This window comes from Desulfomarina sp., assembly GCF_054039375.1.
The window spans coordinates 1-11,272 of record NZ_JBPLBA010000214.1 but is presented as its reverse complement, the minus strand read 5'-3'; the positions used below and the strand labels follow the sequence as shown (position 1 = coordinate 11,272).

Below are 11,272 nucleotides of genomic sequence, written 5' to 3'. Positions count from 1 at the left end.
CTATCGCCAGGCCTAAACATGCAAAAACCAGGTATATCACATCACCCAAGGCCATGCCGAACGCCATACCTCTGCAGGACCGCCAACCGAACGCCAGGGCCCTGCCTGTCAGGGCAAACGTTCCCGGCCCTGGGGTTATGGCAAAAAGAAAAACAGCCGTAAAAAAGGTCAACACACTCTCAGGTGACATACTGCCTCCAAACCGTAAAGTTCCTTACTGAAAGATTACCAAAACCTGACTTGGCGGGTAAATCGTTACAGGCTATCATCAGCAGAACAATTTATTTTCTTCTAAAGAACAAAAGTTATTTTTAAATTTGACCCGATAACACCCAGGTGGAACGCTGATTACGTATGGAACTCAGCCTGTTATTTGTGAGTCTGGGGATTGGGCCTGTTTTATCAGGCGTATTTCAAAAATCACATTAGACTGATTATAAAATGATATGGACTGACACTTTTTCATTTGAATTCCTTATCAATTGAGATTTCCAGTGATTTTTGACCGTAGGCCAGCCTGATAAAACAGGCCCAATCCACAATTTGGCTGAGTTTCATGGGTAATTAAGTATTTTTATGGTTTAATCCTGATGCCGGGGTACATTCCTTCCATTTTACCGAACTGGAAGGGCTGGATGGTATTTAGAGACAGGTTCTGGTTTCTCTGGGCATGTCCAGCGTTTTCACCATTGTCATAAAAAGCGCCGTTTACGTCAAGAATGTGGTGGATGCGGTCCTGAAAGGCTTTCACAAACAGTGCCCCCTTTCCCTCAAAATGCAAGCGACCCCTGGAAAAAGAAGTTTCGATTTTTTTCAGCTCATCCAGGGAAACACTGTTTTCTTTCAGTTCCTCTCTATTTCTGATCAGGCCCCATACGAGATGATTAGCCGGTATCTCCAGTGGTTCATCAATATCGACAATGGTATGAGGCATGATTATTGATCCGCTGCCAACGGTAACAGGGGCATCATCTTTTCCGTAGATAAAACTGTTAAAACCGGTAAATACTCCTGACCCGAGATGGGCACAGATCAGTTTTGCTCCATGGGCGGTTACATTGAAACTGCTGAGGTGGGAATTGATAATGAAACAGTTTTCCTGGGCATTGGATCCTTTGCCGAGAAATGAGTTTTCAAGGTAGGCTCTCTGGGCAATAAGAACATTATCTTCAATTTTAATAGTTGGCAGAACCACCGCGTACCTGTCCAGGGACGCGGTCGCCGGAACAGATTCGATGGCTTCGAGGTTGACGGCGTCAAAAACACGCTGGAACGCTTCTTTGCGGCTGTCAATGAAATCAAAAAGTATACCCCACGGGACATGCTCAGGGGAAAAAGAAATATACTGTGAAAGCTGTCTGGCCGGGTAGGTGTAGAGGAAATTGAAATTATGGGGACTGTTGACCCAGATAGTTCCGGGATCAATATCCAGATGGTGTATTTCTCCGGCCTGGATATAGGAATAGGCACCGATGGCGCAGTCTCTCATGGTGGTCAGATCGACGGTGGCAAAAGGTCCGAGAAAACAGCCGTCACTCGGAGCACCATGGATATTTGAGTAATCCATGGCCAGGGTGTCTTTAATAAAAAAGGTTTCCGGGGTTTCAGGATCGTGTGAGAAGTTATGCACCAGGGTTTTGACCAGGGCACTGTCGTCGATAATAATCGCCTCATCCCGTGTGAGCGGGATATCGAAACTGCCATATTTAAAGATATGGCCTTCACGTTTAAGTTCATCTCCCCTGATATCACTCTTGTACAGCACAGAGTTTGTAACACGGCATTTACCGAGGAAATAGCTTCCTGCAAGAGCTGAATGCTGGAAGTCAAGATCCAGGGGATGGTCGGGTGTTATACCGTAAAAAGCGTAGAATTTATTCATATTGTCGGGTTGAATCAGTTCTTTTGCAAAAGGGGTGATATCAAAATTCAATTCCCGTAGATTGATATTTACTCTCTGGACAATTCTGTTATAGAGTTTCAGTAATTCTGACATGATATATATTCTTCCTTATTGTGAGCGTACCCGGAAAGAGAGTACTTGTTATAGGGATTCTGGAGTTTTGGAGAAGATCAGTTTTCAAGAACCCGCATTTCATGGAAGACGGCTGCAAAGACATCTGACAGCCTCAGTATGCCGATAATATTATCTTCACGGGTAACAAGCAGGGATTGAAGTCTGCCGGCAATAAGCTTGTGAATAGCTGTGTCAAGACTTGCCCCCTCATCCACAAATTCGCCGATTCTGGGCTTCTGCATGAATTCCGTAACTTTTTTTGTGGCCAGTAATTTCATGGAATTCTCGATGATGATTGGATCAGCTGAACGATATCTGTCACGCAGGCCGGCCAGGTATTCTTCACTGAATTTGAACTGTCTCATTTCCTCGATTTTGTTTTGGAAATCATCCGGTTCAAGGGCCTGCAGAGCCCTGAGCTGATCAATCTTGCCGACAACATCATTCTTTTTGTCGAGGACCAGAATTGCCTTGTGCTGGTATTTGCTGGTATACGCCTCCTGGGCTTTTTCGAGAGCGATGATGGCATCAGCCAGAGTTGTGTCCATGGACACCGTTGCATACTCATCAATAGGGATCGTCAGATCCTTTACTGAATAGTTTTTCATTTTTCACCTCATTAAATTTAATATATAAATCTCAAGGTCTTGTAACCGTCATGAGATTGCATGCATAGTTTTTCAAAAAATTAGAGTAATTAGGTGAGTTTGTCAAAAGATTTGATCTAAATCAAGGTATCTTTCTTCCGGGTTATGTATTCTTGAACAAGTATGTATAAAAACAAAAGGAGGAATTACGGATGTGTGACAGTTATCCAATCCGATGCAGTTGCGGAAAGAGCAGTACTGAGCTTTTTTTTGGAAAGATGGTTCTTGATCAGAGTTCTGTGCTCAATCTTTTCTGCCCTGCCTGCAGCGGTGAGATAGATAGAGAAAAGAGTCAGTATGTCTGGGACAATGGTTGGGTTCTTGAACTGGATATGGATATTATCCGCTCCCATTCATCCACCTTTGGTCTGCCGGCTGATGAATTGACGGCGGGCTGGGTTTTTGACCGCGGGTATGTCACCTGGGTGGGGATCACTCCTGATGATGCAGAGACGAGAAATCGTGAGCGGGAGGAGATTCGGAAGCTGGCCGCAACGGATTTTCTCGGCTATCTCAATGCCATGAAAACCTGGGGCGTTGGACGCGAGCAGCGTTTCAGTGAGGAAGGCTGGAGGAAGATGAGATAAGCAGCAGTCCAGTGAATGGACTGCTGTGTTTATCTGAAAATCCGAGGCTGGGGGTTGTACTGCCGCAGCCTGGATTTTCATTAGTTTTTTGTATCCGCTGGGCATAAATGGCCGAGCCATGGAGCCCGGCCATGGTGGTTTGTTTCAACCGATTCGTTGTTTACCCTGCCATTCTTTTTCCCGGAGTTTGAATTTCTGGATTTTTCCTGTGGCTGTCTTGGGCAGCTCATCAAATTCTACATATTTCGGGGCCTTGAATCGAGCCAGATGTTCCTTGGTGAAGGCGATGATTTCTTCTGCTGTGGGGTTTGATCCCGGTTTGGCGACAATGAAGGCCTTGGGAACTTCGCCCCATTTTTCATCGGGTACCGGGATAACGGCTACCTCCAGCACGTCGGGATGCTGGTAGATGACGCTTTCCACTTCAACGGTCGAAATATTTTCTCCTCCGCTGATGATGATATCCTTTTTTCTGTCCATAATCTGGATATAACCGTCGGGGTGTATGACGGCGAGGTCGCCGCTGTGGAACCAGCCGCCTTCAAATGCTTCTGCCGTTGCCTCAGGATCTTTGTAATAGCCGGTCATGACATTGTTGCCTCGCATGACCACTTCTCCCATGGTTTTACCGTCCCTGGCCACCGGTTCCATTGTTTTCGGATTCACAACATCCATGAAATGGGTGACGATAAAAGGTACACCCTGGCGTGATTTCATGGTGGCTTTTTCTTCGGCGGACATTGTTTCCCAGTTGGGTTGCCATGCACAGACGCTGTGGGGGCCGAAGACCTCCGTCAGGCCATAGGTATGGGTGATATCTGCGCCTATGGCTTCCATGTTGCGAATAATTGTCGGTGCAGGCGGAGCCCCTGCGGTCATGATTTTCAAGGGTTGTTTCATTTTGACATCACCGGCACCCGGCCAGGTACTCATGGTGATAAGGATAGTCGGGGCCGCACAGAGGTGGGTCACACCTTCCTGCTCAATGAGTCTGTAAATCTCTTCGGCAACTACAGCCCGGAGACAGACATGGGTTGCCCCGGCGGCAGTTACTCCCCAGGTGAAGCACCAGCCGTTACAGTGGAACATGGGCAGCGTCCAGAGGTAAACGGAAGAGGCAGTCAGGCCCGACTCCAGAATCTCACCGATTGCATTCAGGTAGGCTCCCCGGTGATGGTACATGACCCCCTTGGGACGACCGGTTGTCCCGCTGGTGTAATTCAGGGAGAGCAGCTGGTCTTCTGAATCGATATCTGCGGCAATCGGTTCCGGTGAACCTGTCTGCAGGAACTCTTCATATTCCATGGAGTCAAAAAACACCTTATCATTGACATCACATACCGTGACGTAGTTCTCCACTTTCGGCAGTTTTTCCGGTTCAACTATCCCTGCGAACTCACTGTCGACAACTACAAATTTTGCATCGGAATGGTCAATGATATAGGATACTTCCCCTGCAGAAAGGCGGATATTGATACTGACCAGGACAGCTCCGATGAGGGGTACCGCATAATGCGCTTCAAGCATGGCCGGAATATTGGGGCAGATAAAGGCCACCTTATCCCCTTTGCCAATGCCTTTATTCTTAAGAGCATTTCCCAGTCGATAGATTCTTTCGGCAAATTCCCTGTAACTGTAGCGGTTTTCTCCATAGACTACAGCCGTCTTGTCTGGATAGACAAGAGTGCTTCGTGCGAGAAATTCAACGGGAGTCAGGATACTTTTATTTACACTTGGTAACTGCATCGGTTTTCTCCTCTGGAACAGGTTTCTGGTTAACAACTGAGCGCTCGGTCAATTATTAAGACAACAGTATTAGGCCATGTGAGCAGGATATGCAAGAAAAAATACGGTTTGTAGTTATATTTCCGTGGAAAACAGCAGGTAGAGTGTGTGCCCGCGATTGAGTCCGGCAAGAATAATTCCGGTTGCGGTAAATTGGTTGATCTGCGTTGAGCCGGTTCCGGAAATGCTTACAAGTAGATAAGATGTTATAAGATCACTTAAGAAAATGAAAAAATTTAATTATGATTTGATTTCAATATATTATGATATATTCAGCGAATTTACTCACTCACTTTTTGAGTGGATGTAAATTTTTTCACAGTTCTTGATTTTGAACGAAATTGCTTATTTACGGGCAGACATAACCTTGAAGGGGTTTCGGTTCAGGCCATTACCTGGTTTTCAATTGAGGAGGGAACAATGTTTCGAAGAATTGTTATAATTTTTTTCCTGTTACTTGTCGGTTACGATCTGAATTTATCACAGGCAGAGGCAAAAAAAAGCGTGGCTGATGGAACTGTTTCAATAGTCCGGGTAGCAGAACATGTTTTCATGCTGCAGGGAAAGGGAGGCAATATCGGCCTTTTTACCGGTGAAGGTGGAACACTTACGATTGATGATCAACTTGCTCCATTGACAGAAGAAATCATGGAAGCAGTCAGGTCTGTCGGAGGCCGCCCGCCCAGTTTTCTGATAAACACCCATTATCATCCTGATCATTCCGGAGGCAATGAGAATTTTGGGGCGGAAAACACCCTGATTTTCTCTCACCACAATGTCCGGGAACGATTGAGAACGGGATATTATCTGAAGGAATTTGAGATGAAACAGGCAGGGCTCAAGCGAGAGGGATTGCCTGTTGTCACATTTTCCCGCGATATCAGTTTTCATCTTAATGGCGATACGGTTCAAGCGGTGCATGTGGCACATGCCCATACTGATGGTGACAGTTTTATACATTTTTCAAGAGCCAATGTTATCCATACGGGCGATGTTTTTTTTAATGGCTTTTATCCATTTATTGATGTTGATCATGGCGGTTCTCTGAAGGGAATGATTGAGGCTGTGGACAGAATTCTTTCCATTGCCAATGACAATACAAAGATTATTCCCGGTCATGGTCCTCTTGCGGACAGGAGGCAGCTTGAGAATTATCGCCGGATGCTGGCGACTGTTTATGAACGTTTGAGAAAATTGAAGGCGGCCGGAGTCACTGCTGAAGAGGCAGCGGAGAAAGAACCTTTAGCTGATCTTGAGGATGAGTGGGGTGACGGTCATTTCGACGGTGAGAGCTGGATTGAAATAATTTACCCGGGCGTCTGACAGTAACTTCGCAATTGCTCACAGGCACCCCGCATTTCACGGTCTTCTGGTTCAAAAAAATACTTGATTACCAATGAAACTCAGGCACATCCCCAGACTCACAAATAACAGGCTGAGTTTCATACGTAATCAGAAAAAAATATTTACGGAAAAGAGCTGATCGGAAGGCGAGTCCCCGGGGTCAGGGATCATGTTCTGTCAAGCCATTGCTTACAGCCCAGTTCACCAGCGCCGCACTGTTTTTCTGCTTGCTTTTCCGCAATAAGTTGGCCCTGTGATGTTCAATGGTCCGTATGCTTAAATGAAAATGATCTGCAATCCGGCCGCTCGTAAATCCTTTTACAAGAAGCTGGAGTACTTCCAGTTCCCGTTTGGTGAGATGAATGAAAGGATCCGATCCAGTAGTGTCGACACTTTTAATCAGGTCTCCGGTAAATTCAGAAGCCAGAAGTGGTGGAATATATTTTTTCCCCGTGCGGATTCGTTCAATGGCTGTAAAAACCTCCTTGTCCGATTCCAGTTTGCCAAGATAGCCATCCGCACCGGCAATCATTGCCTGAAGAAAATCTTTTTTCTTTTCTTTGGCACTGCAGATCAGGATCTTTATTCGCGGAAACTTTTTTTTCACCATGTTCAATGCCTCAAGACCGGTTACGGTCGGCATTTGCAGGTCCAGAATGATCATATCGACGGGTTTCTTTTCCAGGAAAGGAATCAGTTCATTTCCATCGGCCACTTCTCCTTCAACGCTCAATTCGGGGTTTTTTCCGATATGACTTTTTATACCTTTTCGAAAGAAGGTATGGTCATCGGCAAGCAATATTTTAAACTGAGTTGAACCCTGCATAATGTCAGACTCCTGAAAAGATATTTAGTAATTGCTCAGAGGCACCCCAGCTTTTCACGGTCTCTTCTGTCCGCATAGGCAGGCTATAGCGAACAGAAGAGCCTGCAAAAATCCGTGGCACCTGTGAACAATTACAGTTTAAAGATAATAGAATCACATAGTTGCTACCCCTGTGAGGATTTACGATATTTATTGTGGATAACGTGCAAGTCGCGTTATTCTGTAGATGGTCAGGGGTTTCGAATTTTCGCACGGGTTGTAATTACTCACGGACGCCCCGGCTTTTCAAGATACGCTGATGATAGTAGCAGCCATTTCTTACAAAAATCTTAAAAGGTGCAGAAAAAGGAGAAAGTAACATCGGTTTTTGAAAGAAAATTGAAGTGTTGTAAATTGTAATGATATGAAATCATAAATAAATATTAAATCAGACTGCACTGATGAATTTATCTCAGACAGTAGCACCTATATTGTAGCAGCCATTTCCCGGGAAATGGTGTATAGTGGTGATAACAGGTCGTAATTGAGTGCTGGTTTTCTTTTCATGCCGATCAGGTAGTCCAAAAGCCCATGGTGAATTGAAAATGACTCAAAGATATCTTGTTCTCTCTCATCACCTCACTTTTTTTATCAGGAAATTTTCGACTGAGGGTTGTATCGTCCCAGTCGGGATTTTCAATATCTTGCTGTTGAGCCATTTGGCTCGGTCATGTCTTTCTTTGTCTTCTCAGTCTGTCGTTTATATACGAAACCTGTGCGTGGGGTACAGGTTTGTTTGAAAACCAGAAAAGGAGGTTGTTATGTCAGAAAACTTAAATGATAATACTTCCGGATCCCTGTCCGGAGAGGAACTGGATACATCCAGTGTTCTTGAAGGGGCTGAGCCCTGGGAGCCCATTGAAACCAAACTGGTTTTAGGCTCTCTCGCCTGCGCATTTATTGCATTGATTATCGGATTGATCCTGGTGCCGACATCAATTTTTCACTGATGGAGGACTAACCGATGGTTTTTTCATTCTTTCGTGACAACAAAAAGGATCACAGAAAAGTAATCGAAATGATCCTTAATCATGATGGCAGAAACTGGACGGTTTCCAACAGTTCCATCAGGCTGAGCGCGCCATCATTGAATGAACTTGATCGTAAACTTGACAGTGTTCTGGGAAAAGATCTTAAGCGGGGGCAGTCACTTGATGTGTTTATGAGTTTTGACAACGAGGTGATACCCATGTGGATGCGGCCCTATATGAACCATTATTTTAACCGCATTCTCGAGATCCCCCTTCGCTATCAGGTGTAGAGGAGGAAAAATATGGCTAAAACGCAACGATACTGGTATTCCGGCATGGCCACTACAGAGGACTGGTGGGCAGTCTGGCTGGGCCTTGCCTTTTTTATTCTTGGTCTTCTGACACTTGCGGGTGTCGATCTGGTTGGATGGATATCCTATCCGAAAATCTGGGTCGCATCCATGCCTGACGGCGCAATTGCAAAGAAAATAGTGACAATTGACAAATCCTTTTACGCCCTTGGCGGGAAATACAGTCTCACCGCCAAGGCGGCTTACAAATCACTTGGGCCGATCGGCTCCATTCTTGTTACCTATATTGTTTTTACCATTGCCACCACCATCGGCGCCTATTTTCAGAAATGGGACATAAAGCGTTTTGTGGTCGGCTGGACGGTCATCTTCTTTTTAACCTACGCAGTCTGGTTTATCGGCCATAACGCCTTTTTCGCAGCATCGGCTGTTGACCTGAAAAAAAGCCATTTTCCGGCATCCACCTTCACCCTCTCCCTGGGCGGCGGTGCCTCTTTTATTCTGGCTCTTGTGGTGGGCCTTATTATCGGCAATTTTTTCAAACCCCTTGCCCGTTATCTCAGTGAAGCGGCAAAACCTGAATGGTATATCAAGACAGCTATTGTTTTCCTGGGGGTCAAGGTGGGTTATCTCCCTATCAAGGCTGTTCTGACCGGTTCGAAACTGGGGGCAAAGGGAGCGGAGGTCGGCCAGCAGATGGCCCATCTTACCTTTGAACTTTTTGTGGCCGGTGCAGCGGCAACGGTTGTGGCTTACCTGATTTTCTGGCCTGGGGTTTATACGATTTCCCGGCTTATTTTCAAACTGCCGCGCAAAACCGCGGCTGTACTGGGGTCCGCAATTTCAATCTGCGGTGTTTCCGCAGCCGTGGCAACCGGCGGTGCGGTAAGGGCCAGGCCCATTGTTTCCATAATGGTCTCCGCCCTGGTAGTTGTTTATGCCGTAATTGAGCTGGTCATTCTTCCCGGTGTTTTTACCCATGTCTGGCCGGGAACAAGTGATCCGATTGTAGCAGGTTCCGCCATGGGTATGGCCGTGAAAACTGACGGGGCAGATGCCGCAGCGGGGGAACTGCTTGATGAGTTCATGCGGGCCAAGGTTGAGAAGGAGAGCGGCGGTAAAATTGTCTGGATGCCCGGTGTCATAACAACCAGCGCCGTCATGACTAAAATCTGGATCGATATGTTTATCGGGTTGTGGGCCTTTGTTCTTGCCCTGTTCTGGGTTTATAAAATAGAGAAACATGAGGGAGATCGTGTCCCGTTCTCGGAAGTGTGGTTTCGCTTCCCCAAGTTTGTACTGGGTTATTTTGCCGCCTGGTGGATCTATCTCGGTATCTTTTTTGGCCCGGGACAGTCCGGTTCCACTCCGGAGGGACTGGCGGTTCTCAAAAATGCCAAGGTGGGTGCTGTTGCCGTTGAAAAAGGCATGAGAAAACTCTTTTTCATGCTGACATTTATGAGTCTTGGAATAATAACCGATTTCAAGAAACTGGCGGAAGCCCAGTTCGGTAAAATGGTCTGGGTTTACTTTGTCTCTCTTTTTCTCTTTATTATTCCCGTGGCGGTCATTATTGCCTACCTGTTTCATCACGGTATGCAGATCCCGAATATGGCCGGAGTTATTGTCAACTGAGGCAATCAACAGAGGATGATCTGTCACTGTGAGTTTTGTATTACAGATCATCCTCTGAGTACTGGATGGTGGTAATTACGGATGGTGTGTTTATGGCTGCGGATATGTTGACAGCTCTCCTTTATTTATTGACAGGCAGTTCAATCATCTATCTCTTTCGGGTTCGACGACGGGCGCTTTCTCTTCTGGATCATCATCTGCTGCCGGAACTGGCTGAAGAAGATTTTTCAATATTAAGAGTATTGCTGAAAACAGCCTATGAGAGGATGCTGTACATGGGGGTACTTTTTATTCCCCTTGCCTTTTCAACGCTGTGGGGTGAAGGTCATTTCAGCACACTTTTCTTTCTCCTGCTGATCGGTTTGCTTTTTATTTCCAATATCGGTCCCCGCCAGAAAATAATGAGTTTGCTTGAGGAGAACGGACTTTCTGTCAGTGAGTTGAAGAAAAGAGGGATTGTTCTGTAGTCTGTTTTCTTCACGGGGAAAAAGATCCAGTCGCAAAACGGACTGAAAATTTTTCAGGAATTTATGAACATCTCCAGTCAGGCTGTATTATCAGTGAACACTCAATGTCATTAACTTAAGCGATGAGTCCCATTCCGACCTCGTCCAAGGTCAGAATGGGACTTTTCTGAATCATCTTGTCCTTAAGTTAGTGCCTGGCCATAGTTGGTCTTTTTGCCCGATATCTGCGTTGCCCGAAAAATTTTATCCTCGGAGGTAAACGTAGACTCCGATATCAATTATATACCCGCGGTAAAATTTCCCGTGCGTCTTGATCTCGAACAAAAATCCTCATTTCTGAACAGAGACTAAGTTAACGACATTGGAGTCTATCTGCTTAAAAAATTCTGATTACGTATGAAACTCAGCCTGTTATTTGTGAGTCTGGGGATGTGCCTGTTTTATCAGGCGTATTTCAAAAATCACATTAGACTGATTATAAAATGATCTGGACTGACACTTTTTCATTTGGATTCCTTATCAATTGAGATTTCCAGTGATTTTTGACCGTAGGCTAGCCTGATAAAACAGGCACATCCACAATTTGGCTGAGTTTCATGGATAATCAAGTATTGAAATAATACTTTGATTCATTTTTTCATTT

11 protein-coding genes are annotated in these 11,272 nt (G+C 45.5%); 7 read left to right on the top strand and 4 right to left on the bottom strand.

Features of this window, described 5'->3' with window-relative positions:
- Positions 1–221 (top strand): hypothetical protein (locus tag ACXLDX_RS12130; protein WP_457577448.1); only part of this gene is annotated, 221 nt, incomplete at its 5' end.
- A 353-nt stretch (positions 222–574) separates the two neighbouring features.
- On the opposite strand, the gene ACXLDX_RS12125 is transcribed toward ACXLDX_RS12130, so the two are convergent.
- Positions 575–1,996 carry a transferase gene (locus tag ACXLDX_RS12125; RefSeq protein ID WP_457577447.1) on the bottom strand — a complete coding sequence of 474 codons (1,422 nt, stop codon included), beginning with the start codon at positions 1,994–1,996 and terminating at the stop codon, positions 575–577.
- A 77-nt stretch (positions 1,997–2,073) separates the two neighbouring features.
- The gene (locus ACXLDX_RS12120; protein ID WP_457577446.1) at positions 2,074–2,625 is read right to left on the bottom strand and encodes a CBS domain-containing protein; all 552 of its coding nucleotides are present in this window, start codon (positions 2,623–2,625) and stop codon (positions 2,074–2,076) included.
- Positions 2,626–2,816: 191 nt separating this feature from the next.
- On the opposite strand from ACXLDX_RS12120, the gene ACXLDX_RS12115 reads away from it, so the two are divergent.
- Positions 2,817–3,251, top strand: a complete 435-nt coding sequence (locus ACXLDX_RS12115) for a hypothetical protein (protein ID WP_457577445.1) — start codon at positions 2,817–2,819, stop codon at positions 3,249–3,251.
- Positions 3,252–3,395: 144 nt separating this feature from the next.
- Here ACXLDX_RS12115 and ACXLDX_RS12110 read toward each other — a convergent pair whose 3' ends face one another.
- Positions 3,396–4,997: an acyl--CoA ligase family protein gene (locus tag ACXLDX_RS12110; protein ID WP_457577444.1), complete on the bottom strand. Its 1,602-nt coding sequence runs from the start codon at positions 4,995–4,997 to the stop codon at positions 3,396–3,398.
- A 459-nt stretch (positions 4,998–5,456) separates the two neighbouring features.
- Between ACXLDX_RS12110 and ACXLDX_RS12105 the strand changes: the two genes are divergently transcribed.
- On the top strand, positions 5,457–6,359 hold the full coding sequence (locus ACXLDX_RS12105) for an MBL fold metallo-hydrolase (protein WP_457577443.1): 903 nt from the start codon (positions 5,457–5,459) through the stop codon (positions 6,357–6,359).
- A 181-nt stretch (positions 6,360–6,540) separates the two neighbouring features.
- Here ACXLDX_RS12105 and ACXLDX_RS12100 read toward each other — a convergent pair whose 3' ends face one another.
- Positions 6,541–7,206, bottom strand: a complete 666-nt coding sequence (locus ACXLDX_RS12100) for a response regulator (RefSeq protein WP_457577442.1) — start codon at positions 7,204–7,206, stop codon at positions 6,541–6,543.
- A gap of 800 nt (positions 7,207–8,006) precedes the next feature.
- On the opposite strand from ACXLDX_RS12100, the gene ACXLDX_RS12095 reads away from it, so the two are divergent.
- The 4 genes from ACXLDX_RS12095 (at position 8,007) to ACXLDX_RS12080 (ending at position 10,629) form a co-directional block, all read left to right on the top strand.
- The gene (locus tag ACXLDX_RS12095; RefSeq protein WP_457577441.1) at positions 8,007–8,195 is read left to right on the top strand and encodes a hypothetical protein; all 189 of its coding nucleotides are present in this window, start codon (positions 8,007–8,009) and stop codon (positions 8,193–8,195) included.
- Positions 8,196–8,209: 14 nt separating this feature from the next.
- Positions 8,210–8,506 carry a DUF5395 family protein gene (locus ACXLDX_RS12090; protein WP_457577440.1) on the top strand — a complete coding sequence of 99 codons (297 nt, stop codon included), beginning with the start codon at positions 8,210–8,212 and terminating at the stop codon, positions 8,504–8,506.
- A 12-nt stretch (positions 8,507–8,518) separates the two neighbouring features.
- Positions 8,519–10,162, top strand: a complete 1,644-nt coding sequence (locus ACXLDX_RS12085; RefSeq protein ID WP_457577439.1) for a putative sulfate exporter family transporter — start codon at positions 8,519–8,521, stop codon at positions 10,160–10,162.
- A 65-nt stretch (positions 10,163–10,227) separates the two neighbouring features.
- Positions 10,228–10,629 (top strand): hypothetical protein, encoded by a 402-nt coding sequence (locus ACXLDX_RS12080; protein ID WP_457577438.1) that lies wholly within the window; start codon positions 10,228–10,230, stop codon positions 10,627–10,629.
- The last annotated feature ends 643 nt before the right edge of the window (positions 10,630–11,272 follow it).

Coding starts and splice junctions, on each gene's coding strand:
- ACXLDX_RS12090 (WP_457577440.1), top strand. CDS start 8,210: ATGGTTTTTTCATTCTTTCGTGACAACAAAAAGGATCACAGAAAAGTA.
- ACXLDX_RS12120 (WP_457577446.1), bottom strand. CDS start 2,625: ATGAAAAACTATTCAGTAAAGGATCTGACGATCCCTATTGATGAGTAT.
- ACXLDX_RS12110 (WP_457577444.1), bottom strand. CDS start 4,997: ATGCAGTTACCAAGTGTAAATAAAAGTATCCTGACTCCCGTTGAATTT.
- ACXLDX_RS12105 (WP_457577443.1), top strand. CDS start 5,457: ATGTTTCGAAGAATTGTTATAATTTTTTTCCTGTTACTTGTCGGTTAC.
- ACXLDX_RS12115 (WP_457577445.1), top strand. CDS start 2,817: ATGTGTGACAGTTATCCAATCCGATGCAGTTGCGGAAAGAGCAGTACT.
- ACXLDX_RS12095 (WP_457577441.1), top strand. CDS start 8,007: ATGTCAGAAAACTTAAATGATAATACTTCCGGATCCCTGTCCGGAGAG.
- ACXLDX_RS12100 (WP_457577442.1), bottom strand. CDS start 7,206: ATGCAGGGTTCAACTCAGTTTAAAATATTGCTTGCCGATGACCATACC.
- ACXLDX_RS12125 (WP_457577447.1), bottom strand. CDS start 1,996: ATGTCAGAATTACTGAAACTCTATAACAGAATTGTCCAGAGAGTAAAT.
- ACXLDX_RS12080 (WP_457577438.1), top strand. CDS start 10,228: ATGGTGGTAATTACGGATGGTGTGTTTATGGCTGCGGATATGTTGACA.
- ACXLDX_RS12085 (WP_457577439.1), top strand. CDS start 8,519: ATGGCTAAAACGCAACGATACTGGTATTCCGGCATGGCCACTACAGAG.